The 20,440-nt window shown below is 70.9% G+C and carries 19 protein-coding genes; 7 read left to right on the forward strand and 12 right to left on the reverse strand.

Translation table 11 applies throughout. From position 1 onward, the window contains the following. Positions 1 to 90 precede the first annotated feature (90 nt). The 3 genes from WCE39_RS07190 to WCE39_RS07200 form a co-directional block, all read right to left on the reverse strand. Positions 91 to 1,299, reverse strand: a complete 1,209-nt coding sequence (locus tag WCE39_RS07190; protein ID WP_343276017.1) for an argininosuccinate synthase — start codon at positions 1,297 to 1,299, stop codon at positions 91 to 93. A gap of 236 nt (positions 1,300 to 1,535) precedes the next feature. Beyond that, positions 1,536 to 2,552 carry an N-acetylornithine carbamoyltransferase gene (locus WCE39_RS07195; protein ID WP_343276018.1) on the reverse strand — a complete coding sequence of 339 codons (1,017 nt, stop codon included), beginning with the start codon at positions 2,550 to 2,552 and terminating at the stop codon, positions 1,536 to 1,538. Positions 2,553 to 2,780: 228 nt separating this feature from the next. Further along, complete coding sequence (locus WCE39_RS07200) at positions 2,781 to 3,290, reverse strand: hypothetical protein (RefSeq protein ID WP_343276019.1); 510 nt, start codon at positions 3,288 to 3,290, stop codon at positions 2,781 to 2,783. Between the two features lie 101 nt (positions 3,291 to 3,391). Here WCE39_RS07200 and cysS point away from each other — a divergent pair, with 101 nt between their 5' ends. Both cysS and WCE39_RS07210 read left to right on the forward strand, forming a co-directional pair. Further along, positions 3,392 to 4,810 carry a cysteine--tRNA ligase gene (gene cysS, locus WCE39_RS07205; protein WP_343276020.1) on the forward strand — a complete coding sequence of 473 codons (1,419 nt, stop codon included), beginning with the start codon at positions 3,392 to 3,394 and terminating at the stop codon, positions 4,808 to 4,810. Between the two features lie 4 nt (positions 4,811 to 4,814). Then, positions 4,815 to 5,258, forward strand: coding sequence for a SufE family protein (locus WCE39_RS07210; RefSeq protein WP_343276021.1), 444 nt, complete (start codon positions 4,815 to 4,817; stop codon positions 5,256 to 5,258). A 151-nt stretch (positions 5,259 to 5,409) separates the two neighbouring features. Here the strand turns inward: WCE39_RS07210 and dksA are convergent, their stop codons facing one another. Then, complete coding sequence (dksA, locus tag WCE39_RS07215; RefSeq protein WP_343276022.1) at positions 5,410 to 6,495, reverse strand: RNA polymerase-binding protein DksA; 1,086 nt, start codon at positions 6,493 to 6,495, stop codon at positions 5,410 to 5,412. Positions 6,496 to 6,773: 278 nt separating this feature from the next. On the opposite strand from dksA, the gene yidD reads away from it, so the two are divergent. The 3 genes from yidD to WCE39_RS07230 all read left to right on the forward strand — a co-directional run bounded on the left by yidD (position 6,774) and on the right by WCE39_RS07230 (position 9,299). Further along, positions 6,774 to 6,998, forward strand: a complete 225-nt coding sequence (gene yidD, locus WCE39_RS07220; RefSeq protein WP_343276034.1) for a membrane protein insertion efficiency factor YidD — start codon at positions 6,774 to 6,776, stop codon at positions 6,996 to 6,998. Continuing rightward, positions 6,995 to 8,341, forward strand: coding sequence for a dihydroorotase (locus WCE39_RS07225; RefSeq protein ID WP_343276023.1), 1,347 nt, complete (start codon positions 6,995 to 6,997; stop codon positions 8,339 to 8,341). The genes yidD and WCE39_RS07225 overlap by 4 nt, the downstream gene beginning before the upstream one ends. Before the next feature lie 100 nt (positions 8,342 to 8,441). Next, a complete protein-coding gene (locus tag WCE39_RS07230) occupies positions 8,442 to 9,299 on the forward strand; it encodes a M23 family metallopeptidase (protein ID WP_343276035.1) in 858 nt (285 codons plus the stop codon). A gap of 9 nt (positions 9,300 to 9,308) precedes the next feature. Here WCE39_RS07230 and WCE39_RS07235 read toward each other — a convergent pair whose 3' ends face one another. From WCE39_RS07235 to efp, 8 genes are all read right to left on the reverse strand, one after another. Beyond that, complete coding sequence (locus WCE39_RS07235) at positions 9,309 to 10,220, reverse strand: C40 family peptidase (protein WP_343276024.1); 912 nt, start codon at positions 10,218 to 10,220, stop codon at positions 9,309 to 9,311. Next, a complete protein-coding gene (locus tag WCE39_RS07240) occupies positions 10,217 to 11,896 on the reverse strand; it encodes a diguanylate cyclase (RefSeq protein ID WP_343276025.1) in 1,680 nt (559 codons plus the stop codon). Before WCE39_RS07240 ends, WCE39_RS07235 begins: the two co-directional genes overlap by 4 nt. A gap of 81 nt (positions 11,897 to 11,977) precedes the next feature. Continuing rightward, positions 11,978 to 12,907 carry a GTP cyclohydrolase FolE2 gene (gene folE2 / locus WCE39_RS07245; RefSeq protein ID WP_343276026.1) on the reverse strand — a complete coding sequence of 310 codons (930 nt, stop codon included), beginning with the start codon at positions 12,905 to 12,907 and terminating at the stop codon, positions 11,978 to 11,980. A gap of 133 nt (positions 12,908 to 13,040) precedes the next feature. Beyond that, complete coding sequence (locus WCE39_RS07250) at positions 13,041 to 13,769, reverse strand: isoprenoid biosynthesis enzyme family protein (RefSeq protein WP_343276027.1); 729 nt, start codon at positions 13,767 to 13,769, stop codon at positions 13,041 to 13,043. Next, positions 13,766 to 14,446: a phosphoglycolate phosphatase gene (gene gph, locus WCE39_RS07255; protein WP_343276028.1), complete on the reverse strand. Its 681-nt coding sequence runs from the start codon at positions 14,444 to 14,446 to the stop codon at positions 13,766 to 13,768. The genes WCE39_RS07250 and gph overlap by 4 nt, the downstream gene beginning before the upstream one ends. After that, a complete protein-coding gene (gene ubiG / locus WCE39_RS07260; protein ID WP_343276029.1) occupies positions 14,443 to 15,168 on the reverse strand; it encodes a bifunctional 2-polyprenyl-6-hydroxyphenol methylase/3-demethylubiquinol 3-O-methyltransferase UbiG in 726 nt (241 codons plus the stop codon). The genes gph and ubiG overlap by 4 nt, the downstream gene beginning before the upstream one ends. A 44-nt stretch (positions 15,169 to 15,212) precedes the next feature. Continuing rightward, positions 15,213 to 16,565 carry a TRZ/ATZ family hydrolase gene (locus WCE39_RS07265; protein WP_343276030.1) on the reverse strand — a complete coding sequence of 451 codons (1,353 nt, stop codon included), beginning with the start codon at positions 16,563 to 16,565 and terminating at the stop codon, positions 15,213 to 15,215. Continuing rightward, the gene (gene efp, locus WCE39_RS07270) at positions 16,565 to 17,131 is read right to left on the reverse strand and encodes an elongation factor P (RefSeq protein WP_343276031.1); all 567 of its coding nucleotides are present in this window, start codon (positions 17,129 to 17,131) and stop codon (positions 16,565 to 16,567) included. The genes WCE39_RS07265 and efp overlap by 1 nt, the downstream gene beginning before the upstream one ends. A 60-nt stretch (positions 17,132 to 17,191) precedes the next feature. On the opposite strand from efp, the gene epmB reads away from it, so the two are divergent. Beyond that, complete coding sequence (epmB, locus tag WCE39_RS07275) at positions 17,192 to 18,196, forward strand: EF-P beta-lysylation protein EpmB (RefSeq protein ID WP_343276032.1); 1,005 nt, start codon at positions 17,192 to 17,194, stop codon at positions 18,194 to 18,196. A 101-nt stretch (positions 18,197 to 18,297) separates the two neighbouring features. Beyond that, a complete protein-coding gene (locus tag WCE39_RS07280) occupies positions 18,298 to 20,379 on the forward strand; it encodes an EAL domain-containing response regulator (protein ID WP_343276033.1) in 2,082 nt (693 codons plus the stop codon). Positions 20,380 to 20,440: the final 61 nt, after the last annotated feature.

Below are 20,440 nucleotides of genomic sequence, written 5' to 3' on the forward strand. Positions count from 1 at the left end.
GGCCATGGCCGCGATCGGGGGCTGCGGGATCGCGGCCATGGCCGCTCCCACAAAAGGCGCTGCTGGAGAAGGCGCTGCTGGAGAATGCGGTCACGACCGGTTGACCTCGGCCCACAGCGTGCTGCTCATGCCGAAGAGCTTGATGAAACCTTCGGCTTCTTCGACGCCCCAGTCGGCCGACTGCGCATAGGTGGCGCCGCTGGCGTTGAGGATGTGCGGCGAACGCACGGCCACCGCGTCCACGCGGCCACCGCGGGTTTCCAGCATCACCTCGCCGTTGACCATCCGCTGCGAGGAAGCCAGGAAGGCTTCGAGGTCGGTCTTCAGCGGGTCGTGGTAGAAGCCTTCGTACACCAGCTCCACCCACTTGCGGCCGACGTCGGGCTTGAAGCGGTTCTGCTGCTTGGTAAGCACCGCCTCCTCCAGCGCACGGTGCGCGACCAGCAGCGCGGCAAGCCCCGGCGCCTCGTACACGATGCGGCCCTTCAGGCCGATGGTGGTGTCGCCGGTATACATGCCGCGCCCGACACCATAGGACGCGAACATGCGGTTGAGCCGGGCGAGGATCTGTTCGCCCGGCATCTCCTGGCCATCGATCGCCACCGCTTCGCCGCCGATGAAGCGCAGCGCGACCTGCAGCGGCTCAGCCGGCCAGGCGCTGCGCGGCGCGCACCAGCCGCGCGCGCCCTCGCCCGGCGCCTCCCAGCGATCGATCTCGCCGCCGGACATGGTGATGCCCAGCAGGTTCTCGTTGATGGTGTAGGCCTTCTGCTTCGACTGCACGCCGAAGCCGCGCTCTTCCAGGTAGGCCTGCTCGTAGGCGCGGGTCTGCGTGTGTTCCTTCTGGATCTCGCGGATCGGCGCCACGATGCGGTAGTCGCCGCTGGCCTTGACCGCCAGGTCGAAGCGCACCTGGTCGTTGCCCATGCCGGTGCAGCCGTGCGCGATCGCATTGGTGCCGAGGTCTCGGGCTCGTGCAAGGGCCGCGTCGACAATCAGGTAGCGGTCGGAGACCAGCAGCGGGTACTGGCCCTGGTAGGCCTCGCCGGCGTGGACGAAGGGCTTCACGAAGCCGTCCCAGATCGCAGGGCCGCCATCGATGGTGACGTGGCTGGCCACGCCCAACTCGGCCGCCCGCGCTTCGATCGCGTCGCGTTCGGCCGCGTCCACGCCGCCCGTATCGGCGAACACGGTGTGCACGGCCCAACCGCGCTCCTGCAGCCACGGCACGCAGAAGCTGGTGTCGAGGCCACCGGAGAAGGCGAGGACGATGTCTTTGGATTCGGACGGAGCGGTCATGTGGAGGTCTCGGGATGCGGGGGACACTGATAGGGGACTGGTAGGGGACTGGTAGGGGACTGGTAGGGGACTGCCGGGGGACTGGTGGGGGACTTGTGGGGACGGGGCGACTGGCGGGACTGTTGTGGGAGCGGCTACAGCCGCGATCGGGATGTATGGCATGCCCGGCAGGCCGCGGCCATCGCGGCCATGGCCGCTCCCACAGGTCCCCCTCACAGGCCACTTCACAGGCCGCCTCAGCGCCCCGCCAGCGCCTTCATCACCGCCTTCTGCACGTGCAAACGGTTGCCCGCTTCCTGCACGGCGATGCAGGCCGGCGAGTCCATCACCGCATCGCTGGCCTTGACGTTGCGGCGCAGCGGCAGGCAGTGGCTGAAGACGGCATCGTTGGTGCGCGCCATCTTGGCCTCGTCGACCATGAAGTGCCTGTACTGGTCGCGGATCGGCTTTTCCGGGCCCCAGTTGCCGAAGTACGGCAGCGCGCCCCAGCTCTTGGCGTAGACCACGTCGGCGCCGGCATAGGCGGATTCGATGTCGTGGCTGACGGCCAGCGAGCCGCCGCTTTCGGCGACGTTGGCCTCGGCCCAGTCCATGTAGCGCCCGTCCAGCACGTACTCCGGCGTCGGGCACAGCAGGGTCACGTCCATGCCCATGCGCGTGGCGATGGCCAGCGCAGAATTGGCAACCGCGGTGTTCAGCGGCTTCGGGTGGTAGGTCCAGGTCAGGACGTACTTCTTCCCGCGGAGGTCGCTCGTGCCGAAGTGCTCCTGCAGCGCCAGCACGTGCGCCAGCTCCTGGCAGGGATGGGTGATGGTTTCCATGTTGATGACCGGCACCGTGGCGTACTTCGCAAAGCCCTTCAGCACGCGGTCCTCGCGGTCCACCGTCCAGTCGACGAACTTCGGGAAGGCGCGCACGCCGATCATGTCGACGTACTGGCTGAGCACCCGTGCCACTTCGGCGATGTGCTCTTCGGCCTCGCCGTCCATCACGGTGCCCAGATCGAACTCGATCGGCCATGCGTCCTTGCCCGGCTGCAGCACCACCGCGTGTGCGCCGAGCTGGAACGCGCCGAGTTCGAAGCTGGTGCGGGTGCGCATCGACGGGTTGAAGAACACCAGCGCGATCGACTTGCCCTTCAGCGCGTCGCCGACGGGATCGCGCTTCATGCGCGCGGCCTCGGCAAGCACGGCGTCGAGCTGGGCGCGGGTCCAGTCCTGGGTGTTGAGGAAATGCTGGGGGGCGGGAGTCATGGTCTGGTCCACGGAAACGGAAACGAAAAAGCCCGGCGTTGGCCGGGCTTCGAACGACGGAACACAGCTGCGGTCCGGTCTAACCCAGGGAAAGGTCGGATTCCGGTCGACGCGCGCGCGAGGTCATGCCTGCCGCCATTCGGGCGGAGGTCAGGAGGTCGTGGACTCGGGCGTCGGCGTGTTGCATTGCAGCGATCTTCCCACGCCGGCCGGTGGCGGGCAAGGCTTTCAATCGTTGTTGCCTTCGGGCACCACCGGGGTGACCGCAACCTTCACCCGCAGCCGGTTGCCCGGGTCGCGCGGCAGCCGCGAGCGGTATTTCACGCCGCGGACCACGTAGTCGACGTCATAGGCGATGGGGCGGCGGAACTCGCGCTCCACCGGCACCATGCGGCAGTCGCCCTCGCCGTCGCCATCGGTATCCGGCGCCTCGTCGCGGCGGTTGCCGGGGGTCAGGACGTCGCGGACGGCACCGACCACGCGCGACAGGCCGCGCCGCTCTTCGCCGTCCTCGGGCTGAACCAGGGTGGACTGCTCGCAGCGCTCGACCATGCTGGTGGCGCGCAGCGTCTGGTAGACCGGCTCCGCGCGCAGCACCTGGGCGTACTCGTAGCGCACGTTCTCGCCCTGGATCACCGTGTGCTGCGCCCACGCGGGAGGCGCCGCGAACGGCGGGACCAGGAGCACGGAGACCAGGAGCAGCGGCAGCCACTGCTTGGCGGGAAAGTAGGCAGGCATGGCGAACGCGCAGTGTAGGCGCTGGGCCCGCCGCAGGGCTGAATCGTGGCTGTCACGGCGCCCCGCCGGTAGAATCCCCGGTCTCCCCGGCGGCCTGCGAAATGACCCTCCGACTCTTCAACAGCCTGAGCCGCACGCTCGAGGCCTTCCAGCCACGCGACCCCGCCCGCACCACGATGTATGTCTGCGGGCCCACGGTCTACAACTATGTGCACATCGGCAACGCCCGCGGACCGGTCGTGTTCGACGTGCTGGCCGGCATCCTGCGCCGCCGCTTCGGCGCGCTGGCCTACGCCCGCAACATCACCGACGTCGACGACAAGATCAACGCCGCTGCCGCCGCGCAGGGCGTGCCGATCTCGACCATCACCGACCGCTTCGCCGCCGCCTACCGCGATGACATGGCCGCCCTGGGCGTGGCACCGCCGGACATCGAGCCGGAGGCCACGGCGCACATCGCCGAGATCATCGCCATGATCGAACGGCTGGTCGAAGGCGGCCACGCCTATGCCGCCGAAGGCCACGTGCTGTTCGCGGTCGCCAGCTTCGACGGTTACGGCAAGCTCTCGCGCCGCGAGCTCGAGGACATGCTGGCCGGAGCGCGCGTGGACGTGGCGCCGTACAAGCGCGACCCCGGCGACTTCGTGCTCTGGAAGCCCTCCACCGGCACCCTGCCCGGTTGGGATTCGCCCTGGGGCCGTGGCCGCCCGGGCTGGCACATCGAGTGCTCGGCGATGGCCGCCGCCCACCTGGGCGAGACCATCGACATCCACGCCGGCGGCGTCGACCTGCAGTTCCCGCACCACGAAAACGAGATCGCGCAGAGCGAGTGCGCCCACGGCGGCGCGCCGTTCGCGCGCTTCTGGCTGCACAACGGCATGCTCAACTTCGGCGGCGCCAAAATGTCGAAGTCGGTGGGCAACATCGAGAAGGTCCACGACCTGGTGCAGCGCCACCCGCCCGAGGCGCTGCGGCACGCGCTGATGTCGGCGCACTACCGGCAGCCGCTGGAGTGGTCCGACGGCCTGGTCGAACAGAGCGTGCGCACGCTGGACCGGCTGTACGGGACGCTGCGCGACGTGGATGCGCTCGTGCCCGCCGGGCTGGCACCGGAGGCCGCCATCCCGCACGCGATCGAGGCCGCGCTCGACGACGACCTCAACACCCCGCAGGCGCTGGCCGAGCTCGCGGCGATCGCCGGCACCGCGCGCGTGCTGCGCGGCGCGATCGCCAACGGCGACGCCACCGGCGACGGCCCGCTGCTGGCACTCGCCACGCTGGGCGCCAGCCTGCGCGCCGGCGGCCGCGCGCTTGGCCTGCTGCAGCAGGCGCCGTCGGCCTGGTTCGCCCGCGGCACCTCGGGCGATGACGACGCCCGCATCCAGGCCCTGGTCGACCAACGGGCCGCGGCCAAGGCCGGCCGCGACTTCGCCCGCGCCGACGCCATCCGCGCCCAGCTCGCCGGCGAGGGCATCCTTCTTGAAGACACGCCGCAGGGCGTACGCTGGAAGCGGGGCTGAACCCATGGACGCCACGACGCACTTCCCGATCGAATCCACCGCGGCCATGGCCCAGGCCACGATCCGCGACGAGTTCGCATTCTTCGGCGACTGGTCCGAACGCTACCAGTACCTGATCGACCTCGGCCGCAAGCTGCCCGAATTCCCCGACGAGTTCCGCACCGAGGCCCATCGCCTGCACGGCTGCCAGTCCATGGTCTGGATCGTGCCTTCTGGCGATGCCGACCGCCTGGACTTCGCCGCCGCCAGCGATTCGGCCATCGTCTCGGGCCTGGTGTATCTCGCGCTGCGCGTCTATTCCGGGCGCAGCGCGCGGGAGATCCTGGCCAACGACCCGTCCTACATCGCCGACATCGGCCTGGCCAAGCACCTGTCGCCAACCCGCAGCAACGGCCTGGCCGCTCTGCTGGCCTTCATCCGCGACGCGGCGCAGCGCGCACTGGCGTGAGTCCGGGCGCGCCGGTGGACAACCCGCCGCCCGCCGCGGCGCTGACCGCGTGGCGGGCACCGAAGCCGAGGGGGCTGGACCTGCGCGAGCTGCAGTAAAGGAAAACCCCGCCGGGGCGGGGTTTTCCGTGAACCTCGATGAAGCAGCAGCCTCAGTCGCCGATCTGCTTCTGCAGGTGCTCCCAGCGCTCCTGTTCGTCGATGGTGCGCTCGGCGGTCAGGCGGGCCTCCAGGCGCTCGAGGCCGATCTCCTCGCCCGAGTCGACGCTGAAGCCGTATTCGCCGGAGTCCACGCGCTTGAGCGTGCTGTCGATCTTGCCGATCAGCTTGCGGTAGCGGTCGCGGGTGCGCAGCTCAAGCGAGTTCTCGGTCTCGCGGGTCGCGCGCTCGGCATCGTCGCCGACATCGCGGACTTCGTCCTTGAGGTTCTCGATGGTCTGCTTGGATTCGTCCACCAGGTCCGCCCGCCAGTCCACCAGGCGCTGGCGGAAGTACTCAAGCTGCAGCGGGCTCATATATTCCTCGTCCGGACCGGGCTTGTAGCCGGCGGGGAGGATCGGGCGGCCAGTGGCCTCGTCGGTCTTGTGTGCGATGGTCTTGTACCGGGTCTTGGGGGCGGGCGCGGGCGCCGGCCGGTTGGTCAGCGCCACGGCGACCTTGCCCGTCGTGCGCGAGGGAGCCTTGCGCACGGCCGGGGTCGGCGCGACCTTGGTCGAGGTCTTCGTACTGGCGGACTTGGCCGTGGCGGCCCTGCCGGCCTTGGCCGGCGCGGGCGGGGTGGCGCTGCGGGCCGGGCGCGCGGGCGCCGCGGCCTTCTTCGGCGCCGGCGCCTTCGTCACCGCGGCCTTGGCGGGCCCGGTCTTCTTCGTCGCCACCTTGCCGGCGGCGGCGGACTTCTTCGCGGGGACCGACTTTCCGGACGAAGCCGCCTTCTTCGCCGTGGCCTGCCTGGCGACGGGCTGCTTCACCGCGGTCTTCTTCACCGCGGTCTTCTTCACCGCAGCCTTCTTCGCCACGGCCTTCTTCACCGGGGCGGCCGCCTTCTTCACCGCAGCAACCTTCTTGACCGCGGGCTTTGCGCCCTTCTTCGGGGCAGCCTTGGCGGGAGCCTTCGCGGCGGCGCCCTTCTTTGCCGCGGCCTTCTTCGGCGCAGCCTTCGCCGGAGCGGCCCTGGCGGCTTTCGATGCTGCGGGCTTGGCCGCCTTGGCGGCCTTCTTGACGGTCTTCTTCACTGCCACGTTCGGCGATCCTTCTTGTAGAAGTGGGGTGCCGGTCCGCTCACGCGACCAGCCGCCGGCCATGCAGCGGGAGTGGGGCATCCAGCGGTTCGCGGCCGCATCGCGGCGACGACTGACGTGTCCGGCCACCGGGAGCGTTTTTGAGGACGCGCTTGTGGCCGGCGCCACACTCCCGTCGCTTGGACGGGAAAGCGGGCTGTTATACCCTGCCCTGACTGCAGCGGCAACCGCGGCGCGCCGCGCAGCCCTTTTTATCCGGCGCCCCCTTGATCGACCGCATGCTCATCGCGCTGCTGCGCGGCTACAAACGCTGGCTCAGCCCCCTGCTGGGACCGCGCTGCCGGTTCCTGCCGACCTGCTCGGAATACGCCATGCAGGCCATTGCGCTGCACGGCGCCCTGCGTGGAAGCTGGCTCGCCGCGAAGCGCGTCGGACGCTGCCACCCTCTCAACCCCGGCGGCATGGACCCGGTCCCGCCGCGCGACGACGGAACCCAGCCATGACCGATACCCTCATCCTCAATGCGCGCCTGGTCAATGAAGGCCGCGAACTCGATGCCGACCTGCGCATCCGCGACGGGCGCATCGACGCCATCGGCAGCCTGGCGCCGCGCGCCGGCGAGACCGTGGTGGATGCCGACGGGCGCCGGCTGCTGCCGGGCATGATCGACGACCAGGTGCACTTCCGCGAGCCGGGCATGGAATACAAGGCCGACATGGCCACCGAATCCGCGGCGGCGGTGGCAGGCGGCCTGACCAGCTTCATGGACATGCCCAACACCAGCCCGCCCACGCTCGATGCGACGGCACTCGAGAACAAGTACGAACGCGCCGCCGGCCGGGCCCGCGCCAACCATGGCTTCTACATGGGCGCCAGCAACGACAACCTCGAGGCCGTGCGCGCCATCGACCCGCGGGCCACGCCGGGGCTGAAGGTGTTCATGGGCGCATCCACCGGCAACATGCTGGTGGACGACCCGGAGACGCTGGACGCGATCTTTCGCGACACCCCGGTGCCGATCATCACCCACTGCGAAGACACGCCGATGATCGACGCGGAATTGGCGCGCTACCGGGAGAAGTACGGCGACGACATCCCGGCCGCCTGCCACCCCGACATCCGCTCGCGCGAGGCCTGCATCAAGTCCACCCGCCTGGCGCTGGAGCTCGCGCGCCGCCACGACACCCGGCTGCACGTGCTGCACATCTCCACCGCCGACGAGCTGGCGCTGTTCGAGTCCGGCCCGCTGGTCGACGCCGACGGCAGGCTGCGCAAGCGCATCACCGCCGAGACCTGCATCCACTTCCTGCGCTTCGACCGCGCCGACTACGCGCGCCTGGGCCACCAGATCAAGTGCAATCCGGCGATCAAGGACGCCAGCGACCGCGAGGCCCTGCTGCGTGCCCTGGCCGATGACGTCATCGACGTGCTGGCCACCGACCATGCGCCTCACACCTGGGAGGAAAAGCAGAATCCCTACGTGCGCGCGCCCAGCGGGCTGCCGCTGGTCCAGTACGCCCTGGTGGCGGCGCTTGAATGCGTCCACGAAGGCCACTTCGACACCGCGCGCGTGGTCCAGAAGTTCGCCCACGCGCCGGCGCAGCTGTTCGACGTAGCCGGGCGCGGCTTCCTGCGCGAGGGCTACCACGCCGACCTGGTGCTGGTGGAAGACGTGCCGTTTACCGTGAAGCGCGAGGACGTGCTGTCGAAGTGCGGCTGGTCGCCGTTTGAAGGTACGACCTTCCGCTCACGCATCGCCTCGACCTGGGTCAACGGCGAGCTGGCCTGGGACGGTGCAGCGCTGGTCGGGGCGCCGAACGGCCGCCGGCTGGAGTTTTCGCGATGACCGCATGCCCGGTGACGACATGCCCGGTGACGACATGCCCGATGACGGTTCGCCCGATGCGGGCCGCCGCGGTGGGCGCCAGCGGCCTGGAGCGTACGGCATGAAGGCCACCGGCGCGCTGCTGGTCGGCCTGCTGTCCACCTTGCCCTGGGCGCTGGCGCTGGCACAGGCGGTGCCGGCAGTCGCAGCGGCGGACGCGGCCGCGGACCTGCGCGTGGTGTTCCCCGAACGGGTGCAGCAGGGCGCGCTGGTGATCGGCAAAGTGCCACCCGGCAGCACCGTGGAGTACGCGGGGCGCACGTTGCGGACCACCGCCTACGGCACCGCGGTGTTCGGCGTCGGGCGCAACGAGTCCGGTCCGCTCGCGGTCGCGGTCACCCGGCCCGACGGCAGCCGCACCGAAGCCCGGATCGCGGTGGACGCACGCGACTGGCCCGAGCAGCGCGTCGACGGCGTGCCGCCCGCAACCGTGGATCCTCCGCCGGCGATCGCCGAGCGCATCCGGCGCGAGCAGGCGCGCGTGGCCGAGGCGCGCACGCGTGACGACCCGCGGGCCGACTTCGCGCAGACCTTCATGCGCCCGGTCGAAGGCCGCATCAGCGGTCGCTTCGGCCGCGCACGCGTCTACAACGGCAAGCCGGGCTCGGCACATTCGGGCATGGACATCGCGGCGGCCACCGGCACGCCGGTGAAGGCGCCCGCGGCGGGCGTGGTGACCTTCGCCGACAAGGACCTGTACCTGACCGGCGGCACCCTGCTGATCGACCACGGCCACGGCGTGAGCTCGAACTTCCTTCATCTCTCACGCATCGACGTGAAGCCCGGCGACCGCGTCGAACAGGGCCAGGTCATCGCCGCGGTGGGTTCCACCGGCCGCTCGACCGGTCCGCACCTGCACTGGGGCATGAGCTGGTTCGACGTCCGCGTGGACCCGCAGCTGGTGCTGGAGCGGCGCTGACCCTTGCCTTCAGCCCTCCGCGCGCGACATCAGCCGGCCAAGGCGGATCGCGCGGGGAGAGTTGGCCAGGTCCTGCGGTGAGACCAGGCGGGGATTGGGGCGCGCGTCCAATGCCGCGTCCACGCCGCTGCTCCGCATCAGCGCACGATTGTCGAGGCGGGCCAGGACCTCCTGGCGCGCCTGTTCCAGCGCCTCGTCGGGGACGTGCGCGCCGCCATCCGCCAGCAGCCACGCATCTGCAGCCGGGGCCGCGGCGCCGCGAAGGCCCGATGCCGCATCGACACGGGACTTCCCGCCAAGCAGCGGGCCGATTTCATCGAACAGCGCCTTCCAGTCGATGTCCGGGAACGGGGCTGTGCCGCGTGCGCCCTCCACGATTTCCGGCGCAAGCGCGCCTCGCGGCGTGGCCGCGCATTCCGCCCAGGCGCGATAGACGACCTCGCTGCACACCATGCCCGGCGACTCCGCGGGCAGCGCGCGGTCGAGCGCGATCCTGACAAGGCGACGTGCGAGCGGATACGCCGGCCATTTGCCGCGCACGGCCATGACCACGCCGAGCAGCGCGAGCTGGTCGATCGCATACGGCGCGCCCAGCATGTCCTCCGCGTGCCGCGCCACCAGGCCGAGGTCCGCCGCCGTGAACGCGCAGCCGCGGCGATCCTGCAGCCGGTAGGCGTCGATGTAATGGAAGTGCGCCTGCTCCTGCATGCGCGCCGCCAGCGGGTACCGGCGCACCCCGGCCAGCGACGCCTCTACCAGCTCGCCGCCGTCCACCACGATCGCCGCGTGGCTGTACACGCCGTCGCTCGCCCAGGCGATGAGGTCGGACAGCGGGCCGTCACCCATCATCAGCAGCAGGTCGCCTTCCTGCAGTCCAGCCAGCGGCATCGCCATCGGTGCATCCATCGTCGCTGCGCTCATGACGTCGCCGGCGCGGGCGCCGGTTCGCTCAGGCTCAGCCGGTCGCGACCGGCCTGCTTGCTGGCATAGAGCGCGGCGTCGGCACGCTCGACCAGCGACTCCGGGGACTCCCCGGGCGCCAGCTCGGCCAGGCCGATGCTGAGGCTGCAGTCCAGCTGCGTCTGGTCCATCGTCAGCGGGCGCGAATTGACCGCGGACAGCATGCGGGCGGCCACGGCACGGGCCTCATGCAGCGCCGTGTCCGGCATCACCACCAGGAATTCGTCGCCGCCGTAGCGGCCGATGATGTCGCGCCCGCGCAGCTGGTTGCGGATGCGCAGGGACACGATGCGCAGGCACTGGTCGCCGATGCGGTGGCCGTACGCGTCGTTGATGCGCTTGAACCTGTCGATGTCGACGAACGCGATGCTCACCGGCATCGACCGGGTCCCGGCGGCATGCAGGACCTTGCGCAGCTCCTCTTCGACGCCGGACCGGTTGAGCATCCCGGTGAGATCGTCGGCGCGCGCAAGCGCGCTGGCGCGGTCGCGGTCGCGCCGCAGTTCGAGCAGCTTGTCGGCCAGGCCGATCGTCAGCAGCAGCCCGGCCAGTGCGAAGCTCGCCGCCAGTCCCTGTGCCAGCCAGGGCGGCCCGGTCCAGAGGCCCATCATCTCCAGCGCCACCAGGGTGGTGAACGTCATCAGCGGCAGCCACGACGCCAGCACTACGCGGCCGGCCCTGTCGCCGCGCAGGGACAGCACCGCGCTGGCGAAAAGCAACAGTGCCGCCGACAGCACCAGGCCGCCGTTGCCGATGCGGGCAAGCCAGCCGGCATCGACGAACACGCTGCCGAGCGCGGTCATGGCCGCCAGCCCGCTGCCGACCCACAGCACCCGGTCCATCCCCGGCAGCTTGCCCGGCAGGTCGAGATAGCGCCGCTGGAACAGGTTGCTGAACACAATGCCCAGGCCGCCGATGACGCGATTGGCCTGCGGCGTGTTGCCCAAGAGCGCCTCGGCGCCTGGCAGCAGGCGCAGATCACCCCCGAGCGACACCATGTAGAGCACCGCGAAGCACAGCATCCCTCCGAACCAGCCGAGGCTCGATTCACCCGTGCCGAAGCAGAAGGCAAAGGCCAGCAGCGCCAGGACCGAGAGCACGGACAGCACGAACACCCGCCAGGCCACGAAGGCCAGGTCGGCGCGATGCACCTGGTCGAGCGCTTCGATCGCGACCGGCATGGCCACCGACGAGCTCGAGTCCACGCGCAGCCACACCGCCTCGCCCGCCGGAATGCCTTCCGGCAGGTCCACCACCAGGGCGCGCTGCGAGTAGCGGGAATCGGCATGGGCGCCGTACAGCGCGTGCCGCGACGGGCCGCTGCGGCCGGGCACCCAGGCTTGGACGCGATTGAGGAAGGGCGATCGCAGGACCAGCTTCGGCGATCCCGCTGCCGGCAGTGGCTCAGGCGTGGTGATCCGCCACCAGTGCACCTCGCCCGCCTGTTCCTGGATCACGGGCGCGCCGGGTGGCTCCAGCCGATCCTGGAAGCGGCCCGCGCGCAGGCCGGCGGCGGCAGCCGCGGGCCCGACGTCCGACTCGACGTCGGCCGTCACCGCCTGCAGCACGAGCGGGACGCTGGCCGCCGCCTGTCCCGCGAGCAGCAGGAAGAGGAACAGCCACAGGCTGCACCACAAGGTTTGACGCTTCGGATCCCCAATCCGCATCGGCACATCGTATCCCAGCGCCGATCTGATCGGGCGTCGTGGGCCGGCTGTTCAGCGGTCGGCGACGACCCCGGCCACGCGCGCCACGGCGTCATGCGCGTGCAGGCTTTCGAAATGCGAGACGGTCACGTCGAAGCGCGCCACGTGCCGGCTCGATGACACCACCGCCGCCACCCTGCGCGCGGCGTCTTCGCAGAACATCAGGTTGTCGGCGTTGGCGCGGGCGAAGGCCTGCTCGTCCTCGCGCTTGACCGCGGTCTGCACGGGCGTGCCCAGCGCGGCCTCGATGGCGTCGACCAGCTCTTCCAGCGGCAGCGCATCGACCTCGCCGCGCAGCACCACGCGCACGTCCGCGCGGCTGCGCTGCGCGTGCGGCGTGGCGGCCATGCCGCGCGCCGAGCCGAGCCAGTCACGCACCTCGACCTTGGACGGCGCGTCGTCGGCGGCGAAGTCGGACTCGAAGCGGTCGGCGTTGGCGCGCCGCGACAGCGCCGCGGAGGCCGGGCAGGTGCTGGAGTAATCGATGCCGAAGGCAAGCTCGATGTCCGCGCCGGAGGGCGAAACCGTGGCATCGACCTCGACCGGATAGGCCTTCCAGCCAGCGTTGCCGCTGGCCAGCGCACGCCGGCGCAGCAGCTGCTCCCAGCGCAGGGTCAGGCGCGCGGTGGTGGCGACGCCGGACTGCGAGTCGATGCACTCGCGCAGCAGGGTCTTCAGCGCCGACGCCGACAGCGGGGCGGCGGCGAGCGCGTCCTGCAGCAGCAGATACAGCCGCGACATGTGGATGCCGCGGGTCTCCGCGCTCGCCAGGTCCACGCCGATGTCGGCCGACGCCGGCACCAGCTGCGGTGCACCGTCGCCGGCGGTCACGCACAGCGGCAATGCGACCTTGCGCATGCCGACCCAGTCGAGCGGGCGGGCGGTCGCGGCGCGGTCGTAGGCGACATCGGGAAGCGCCGGGGCCGGATTGGAAGAGGTCACGCGGAAACCTGTGATCGAGAACGGTTTTCAATTGTACCCGTGGCGGGCAAGTGGCCCGCGCAACGGTGCATGCCGTGCACATGCCCTGGGGCGGACTGGCGCCAGGTCGCCCGATCGCCCGTCCCCCCGTGGCTCAGCCCGCGCGCCGCGCGCCGCGCCACGCGGTGTACAACGCCCGGAGCGGCGGCAGCGGCCTGCCGGGCCGGGCCATCCGAGCCGCGACGAGTGCGGCGAGCACGCCGCGGGCGCGATTGCCCGCGCGCATTGCGGAGCGCGCTGCACTGCCGGCCCCCGGGTTCCCCTTCACCGGCATCGACGTGCCGGCCGGTTCCCCGTCCACGGCGGCGCGCAGCAGTCCGCGCTCACCGAGCAGGCTGGCCAGAACGACCGCGCGGGCGTCGGCATCCGCGGCCCGCCCCTCGAACAGCACGGCCTCGCAGTCCGCGACCGCGGCCGCGAATCCTTCGCCTGCACCCGGCGCGCCCGGTGCAGTGGATGCGATCGCGCCATCGTCGAGATCGCCACCATCACCGCGCAGCGCGCGCAGGTCCGGCAGCGCACGCCCGAGCGCCAGCCACGGCGCCGGCACCGGCTGCAGCAGCGCGCCCAGCGGATGTCGACGCGCGCCCTTGGCCCAGCCGCCCAGCTCTTCCTGCCACCAGGCCAGCTTGGCCAGGCCGGGGGTGGGATCGCCGCCGCCCCAGGCGGCATCGGCCAGTTCCTGCAGCAGGCTGAACCAGGCCTCGGCGCGGGGACGCTGCGCCTCCGGCACGAACACGCCGGCGATCTCCCATTCGGGCCATCGGGCGCGCCACTTTTCGATGAAATGGGCGGCGTCGCCGCGGACGTCGTCGATGCTCACGGCCAAGCGTCGGGGTCGAGCATGTCCGCGGGCCACGCGAGCATGGCATCGGCCTGCCAGGTGAGCGGGTCGTCGTGCTGCAGGCGATAGCCCCAGAGCGCGGCGATCGAGCGCATGCCGGCCGCCCGCGCGGCCAGGATGTCGCGCTCGTCGTCGCCGACGTACACGCAGTCCTCCGGCGCGAAGCCGAGGGCCTCCGCGGCGTGCAGCAGCGGCAGCGGATGCGGCTTGCGCTCGGCGAGCGTGTCGCCGCCCACCAGCACCGCACTGCGCGTTTCCCAGCCCAGCAGCGGCATCAGCGCGCGCGCCAGCGATTCCGGCTTGTTGGTGACGATGCCCCAGCGCACGCCGTCGGCCTCGAGCGCGGCCAGCATCGCCTCGATGCCGTCGAAGGCGGCGCCATGGCGGCCAAGTTCCTCCGAATAGACCGCCAGGAACTCCTTCACCATCCCGGGCGGCACCTCGCCGCCAAGCTCCGGGAACGCCGCCGCGCTCATCGCGCGCGCGCCGCGCGACACGTGTTGCCGGATCTCGGCCAGCGGCATCGGCGGCGCCCCGCGCGCCGCGCGCATGCGGTCGATGGTGGCGGCCATGTCCGGCGCGCTGTCGAGCAGCGTGCCGTCGAGGTCGAACAGCACGCAGCGCGGGAACCGCCGGCCGGCCCCGGTGCCGCTCACGCCGCGTCCGGCCTGCGCGCCGCGGCCAGGTAGTTGACGTCGGTCCGCGACGACAGCCGCGCGCGGTTGGCCCAGGGTTCGTAGGCGATGCCGCGGACGTCCTCGAGCTCCAGCCCCGCCGCGCGCAGCCAGGCGCCAAGCTCGGAGGGTCGGATGAAGTCGCGGTACTGGTGGGTACCGCGCGGCAGCAGCCGGGCCACGTATTCGGCGCCGACGATCGCAAGGGCGAACGCCGCCGGCGTACGGTTGAGCGTGGAGACGAACAGCCGGCCGCCGGGCTTCAGCAGCCGCGCGCAGGCATCGATGATCGCGCCCGGATCCGGCACGTGCTCGAGCATCTCCATGCAGGTCACGGCATCGAAACTGCCGGCGGCTTCGTCGGCCAGCGACTCCACCGCCTGCACCCGGTAGTCGACCGATACGCCCGACTCCAGCGCATGCAGCCGCGCGACCTTGATCAGGTCCGGAGCGAGGTCCAGTGCGGTGACGTCGGCGCCGTCGCGCGCCATGGCTTCGCTGAGCAGGCCCGCGCCACAGCCGACATCGAGCACCCTGGCTCCGGCCAGCGGGCTGCGCGCGGCCACATAGCCTTGGCGCACCGGATTGAGCGCGTGCAGCGGCTTCTGCGGACCTTCGGGATCCCACCAGCGGTTGGCGAGTCCGGCGAACTTGTCGAGTTCGGACTGGCGGAAGTTCTGCGTGCCCTGGGGCGAGGCGGTCATGGCGACGTGCTCTGGATGATCGGGGATGTGCGCGCCGGCGCGGCTCAGCCGGCGCCGGTGCGGATGCCGGCCATGCGCGTACGCCACTGGCGGGCGTTGGCGACCACGGCGGTGGTGTCGATGTCGACCAGCTCGCGCTCGCGCAGCTTCGCGGCGCCAGCGATCCAGACATCGGAGACCTGGTGGCGGCCGGCGGCATAGACCAGCTGCGACACCACATGGTGCAGCGGCTGGGTCTCGAGGTCGCTGAAGTCGAAGCAGGCCATGTCGGCCTGCTTGCCCGGCTCGAGCGAGCCGACCAGGTGGTCGAAGCCCATCGCCTTCGCGCCGCCCAGGGTGGCCGCGCGCAGTGCGGTGAAGGCGTCGAACGCCGCCGCATCCTGCGCCACCGCCTTGGCCAGCTGGGCCGCGGTGCGGGTCTCTCCAACCATGTCGAGGTCGTTGTTGCTGGCGCAGCCGTCGGTGCCGATGGCGAGGTTGACCCCGGCCCTCTCAAGCGCGCAGGCCGGGCAGAAGCCCGAGGCCAGCTTGAGGTTGGATTCCGGGCAGTGCACCACGCTCACGCCGCGCTCGGCGCAGAGGTGGATCTCGGCGTCGGTCAGCTGGGTCATGTGCACGGCGATCAGGCGGTCGTTGACCAGGCCCAGGCGGTCCAGGCGCGCGAGCGGGCGCTGGCCGTGTTCCCTGATCGACTGCTCGACCTCCTGCGCGGTCTCGTGCAGGTGCAGGTGCACGGGGATGTCGAGCTGGTCGGCGAGCATGCGTATGCGCTCGAAGTTGGCGTCGTTGACCGTGTACGGCGCGTGCGGCGCGAAGGCCATGGCGATCAGCGGATCATTGCGCCACTGGTCGTGGACCACGCCGGCCTTGTCGAAGTACTCGTCGTCACCGGAGGCCCAGGCCGTCGGGAAATCGATCACCGGCAGGCCGACCCGGGCGCGGAAGCCGTGGCGCTTGTACACCGCGGCCTGCACGTCGGGGAAGAAGTAGTTCTCGTTGCAGCAGGTGGTGCCGCCGCGCAGCATCTCGGCGATGGCCAGGGTGATGCCGTCGGCGACGAAGTCCGGTGCCATCACCGCGGCCTCGATCGGCCAGATGTGCTGCTGCAGCCAGACTTTCAGCGGCAGGTCGTCGGCGATGCCGCGCATCAGCGTCATCGGGTTGTGGGTGTGGGCGTTGACGAAGCCCGGCACCAGCACCCCGTCGGGCCGCGACACAACGTCCGCCGGCGCGAAGCGCGCGCGCGCCTCGGCTCGCGGCAACAGCGCGACGATCACGCCCTCGCGCACGGCCACGGCATGGTCTTCCAGGACCACGCCGTGCGGCTCCACCGGGACCACGTGCCCGGCCTCGACCAGCAGATCGCAGGCCGCGGGCGCCACCGCCAGTTCCGCCATTACTTGACCCGGCTGACGTATTCGCCAGAGCGCGTGTCGACTTTGATCACTTCCTCCTGGCCCACGAACAGCGGCACGCGCACCACCGCGCCGGTTTCGAGCGTGGCCGGCTTGCCGCCGCCGCCCGAGGTGTCGCCGCGCACGCCGGGATCGGTCTGGGTGATCCTGAGTTCAACGAAGTTCGGCGGCGTGACCTGGATCGGCGTGCCGTTCCACAGCGTGACCACGCACTCCTCCTCGCCCTTGAGCCACTTCTCCGCGCCACCCATGCCGGCCTTGTCGGCCTGCACCTGCTCGAAGCTTTCCGGATTCATGAAGTGCCAGTATTCACCGTCGGCGTACAGGTACTGCATGTCGGTGTCGACGACGTCGGCCGCCTCCATCGAGTCGGTCGCCTTCATGGTCACTTCCTGCACCCGGCCCGACTTGATCAGGCGGTACTTCACGCGGGTGAACGCCTGGCCCTTGCCCGGCTTGACGTACTCGGTATCGGTGATGATCGCGGGTTCCCCGTGGACGAGGATCTTCATTCCGTTCTTGACGTCGTTCATGCCATGGCTGGCCATGCGTGCTCCTGCGAAGTGTGCGGCGGGGTCGGCCGCGCGAGCGGCTAGACTATGGGGGAAATGATACCCGCAGCCCCCCTTTCCATGCAGCCACCCGGCTGGCAGCACGCGTGGCGCGCCTCGGTGCGCGACCCGCGCGAGCTGCTGGGCCTGCTCGGGCTGGATGCCGAGGCGGCCGCTGTGCCGGAGGCCGCGCTGGCCGCCTTCGCCCTGAGGGTGCCGCGTGGCTTCATCGCCCGCATGCGCCACGGAGACCCGGACGACCCCCTGCTGCGGCAGGTGCTGCCGCGCGTGGACGAACTGCGCAGCGTGCCCGGCTTCGGCCTGGACGCGGTCGGTGACGCCGCCGCGAAGACCGCCCGCGGGGTCATCCACAAATACGACGGCCGCGCCCTGCTGGTCGCCACGGGCAGCTGCGCCATCAACTGCCGCTACTGCTTCCGCCGCCACTTCCCCTATGCCGAGGAAACCGCGGCCGCCGGTGGCTGGGCCGACGCCGTGGCGGCGATCGCGGCCGATCCCGGCATCACCGAGGTGATCCTGTCCGGCGGAGACCCGCTGTCCCTGGCGACCCGCAAGCTGGCCGACCTCACCGACCTGCTGCGCGCGGTGCCCCACGTCCGCCGCCTGCGCATCCACAGCCGGCTGCCGGTGGTATTGCCGGAACGCGTGGACGACGAACTGCTGGCCTGGCTGCGCGGCCTGCCCTGGCCCGTGGCGGTGGTGGTCCACGCCAACCACGGCAATGAATTCGACGCCACGGTGGATGCCGCCATGGCCGCGCTGCGCGGCGCCGGCGCCAGCCTCCTCAACCAGGCGGTGCTGCTGGCCGGGGTCAACGACTCGGTCGATGCCCTGGCCGGGCTGTGCGAGCGCGGCTTCGAGGCCGGCGTCCTGCCCTACTACCTGCACCAGCTCGACCGCGTCGCCGGCACCGCCCACTTCGAGGTCGACGACGCCCGCGCACGCAGCCTGCACGCGGCGCTGGTGGCGCGCCTGCCGGGCTACCTTGTCCCGCGGCTGGTGCGCGAGGTTGCCGGCGATGCGTCCAAGCGCGCGCTGTGACCGCGGTCGCCACCAGGCGCGACCCGCACCCTGTTGCCATGTCCACGTCGTGGACGCCGCGCGCCGCCGCGTGGCATAACGCGGCTTCCACGGAGAACCCCATGTCGAAAAGCCAGGACACCGCCCTGCGGCTGATGATCGTCGACGACAGCCCCGAGTCGGCCGAAGCCATCGTCAGTACCCTGCGCAATGCGGGCATCGCCGTGCGCCCGCTGCGCCCGTCGTCGGCGGACGAGTTCGCCACCCTGGTCGGCGCGCAGGCGCTGGACCTGGTCGTCGCGCAGCAGGATTCGACCATGCTGTCGCTGGCCGAGGTCGTGCAACAGGTGGCGGCCACCGGCAAGGACGTTCCGGTGGTGGCCCTGGCCGATGCGATCGACAGGGAGAGCTATATCCGGGGCAAGAGCGACGGCGCGCGCGCGCTGGCGCTGCGCGAACCCGCATCGCTGCTGCTGGCCGTGCTCCGCGACGCCTGGGCCGACCTCGAGGCGCGCCGCACCCAGCGCCGCCTGGAGGCCCGCCTGCGCGAGACCGAACGCCGCTGCGACGCCCTGATCGATTCCTCGCGCGACCCCATCGCCTACGTCCACGAGGGCATGCACATCCGCGCCAACCAGGCCTACCTGGAGATGTTCGGCTACGCGGACTTCGAGGACATCGAAGGCATGTCGCTGCTCGACATGGTCGCGCCGCAGGACGTGGAGGCCTTCCGCCAGCTGCTGAAGGGGCTGGCGCAGGGCGAGGCGCCGCCGCCGCGCCACGAGCTGCAGGCGCGCGACATCGACGGCAACGTCTTCCCCGCGGCCATGGAGTTCGCACAGGCGCAATACGAGGGCGAACCCTGCGTACAGGTGGTGATCCGCCGCCAGGAGCTCGACCCCGAGCTCGCGCAGGAGATCGAGGAGCTGCGCCAGCGCGACCAGGCCACCGGCCTGTACAACCGCGCCACCTTCCTGCTGGCGCTGGAAAACGCCGTGGATGCCGCCGCCCAGGGCCGGGCGCAGCACGGCCTGCTGCTGGTCGAGCCCGACCACTACCAGCACCTGCTGGCCGACATCGGCCTGGACTCGGCCGACGACCTGCTGGCCGCGGCCGCCACGCGCCTGGGCGCCGCGGCCGACGGCCTTGACGCGGTGGCCGCACGCTTCGGCGAACACACCCTGGCCCTGCTGGTTCGCAACAGCGACCACGCCGGCACCGGCACCGCGGCGCGCAAGGTGCTGGAGGCGTTCTCCGCCGACCTGTTCGAGATCGGGTCGCGTTCGAGCGTGATCACCGCCAGCATCGGCGCGGTCCAGATCGGCGAGAAGATCGCCAGCGTCAGCCAGGTCCTGGCCAAGGCCACCGGGGCGATGGCTTCGGCCAGCGCCACCGGCGGCAACCGCTTCGAACTCTTCGACCCGAGCGCGGTCGATCGCGCCGAGGAGGAGCAGATCCAGGCCTGGGTCTCGCGCCTGCGCGACGCGCTCGACCACGAGGGCTTCGTCCTGCACTACCAGCCGGTGATCAGCCTGCAGGGCGACACCGGCCCGGTGTACGAGGCCTTTCTCCGCCTGAAGGGCGACGACGGCGAGCTGATCAAGCCGCTGACCTTCCTGCAGATCGCCGAGGAGCACGGGCTGCTCTGGGAGATCGACCGCTACGTGGTGGGTCGCGCGATCGCGGTGATCGGCGAGCGCATCCGCGCCAACAAGCCGACCACCCTGCTGGTCAAGGTCAGCCAAGCCTCGCTGGCCGACGACAGCCTGACCCGCTATATCGGCGAGCAGCTCCTTGCGCACGGCGTTCCGGGCGAGTACCTGGTGGTCGAGCTCGCCGAGGCCAAGGTGTTCACCCACCTCAAGGCCGCACAGGAATTCGCGGCCGCGGCGGCGCGCCTGGACTGCCGCATCGCGCTGGAGAACTTCGGCGCCGGGCTGGATTCGTTCCAGCTGCTCGCGCACCTGAAGCCGAACATGCTCAAGATCGATCCCGGCTTCATCGAAGAGCTTCCGGCCAACGCCGACAACCAGGCGCGGGTGCGCGAGATCGCCGCCAAGGCGCGTGAACTCGGCATCCAGACCATGGCCGACTTCGTCGGCGACGCGGCCACGATGTCGGTGCTGTTCGGCACCGGGGTGGACTACGTCTCGGGCAATTTCCTGGCCCCGTCGGGGCCGGACATGGGCTACGACTTCGAGTGAATCACGGGGGTGGGGGAGACCGGACGGGTAGGCACAGTCGATGCGACCCACCAAACCCTTC

It is taken from the genome of Luteimonas yanweni, assembly GCF_039548475.1.
Lineage (GTDB): Bacteria > Pseudomonadota > Gammaproteobacteria > Xanthomonadales > Xanthomonadaceae > Luteimonas.

Coding starts and splice junctions, on each gene's coding strand:
- WCE39_RS07190 (WP_343276017.1), bottom strand. CDS start 1,299: ATGACCGCTCCGTCCGAATCCAAAGACATCGTCCTCGCCTTCTCCGGT.
- WCE39_RS07195 (WP_343276018.1), bottom strand. CDS start 2,552: ATGACTCCCGCCCCCCAGCATTTCCTCAACACCCAGGACTGGACCCGC.
- WCE39_RS07200 (WP_343276019.1), bottom strand. CDS start 3,290: ATGCCTGCCTACTTTCCCGCCAAGCAGTGGCTGCCGCTGCTCCTGGTC.
- cysS (WP_343276020.1), top strand. CDS start 3,392: ATGACCCTCCGACTCTTCAACAGCCTGAGCCGCACGCTCGAGGCCTTC.
- WCE39_RS07210 (WP_343276021.1), top strand. CDS start 4,815: ATGGACGCCACGACGCACTTCCCGATCGAATCCACCGCGGCCATGGCC.
- yidD (WP_343276034.1), top strand. CDS start 6,774: ATGCTCATCGCGCTGCTGCGCGGCTACAAACGCTGGCTCAGCCCCCTG.
- WCE39_RS07225 (WP_343276023.1), top strand. CDS start 6,995: ATGACCGATACCCTCATCCTCAATGCGCGCCTGGTCAATGAAGGCCGC.
- WCE39_RS07230 (WP_343276035.1), top strand. CDS start 8,442: ATGAAGGCCACCGGCGCGCTGCTGGTCGGCCTGCTGTCCACCTTGCCC.
- WCE39_RS07235 (WP_343276024.1), bottom strand. CDS start 10,220: ATGAGCGCAGCGACGATGGATGCACCGATGGCGATGCCGCTGGCTGGA.
- ubiG (WP_343276029.1), bottom strand. CDS start 15,168: ATGACCGCCTCGCCCCAGGGCACGCAGAACTTCCGCCAGTCCGAACTC.
- WCE39_RS07265 (WP_343276030.1), bottom strand. CDS start 16,565: ATGGCGGAACTGGCGGTGGCGCCCGCGGCCTGCGATCTGCTGGTCGAG.
- efp (WP_343276031.1), bottom strand. CDS start 17,131: ATGGCCAGCCATGGCATGAACGACGTCAAGAACGGAATGAAGATCCTC.
- epmB (WP_343276032.1), top strand. CDS start 17,192: ATGATACCCGCAGCCCCCCTTTCCATGCAGCCACCCGGCTGGCAGCAC.
- WCE39_RS07280 (WP_343276033.1), top strand. CDS start 18,298: ATGTCGAAAAGCCAGGACACCGCCCTGCGGCTGATGATCGTCGACGAC.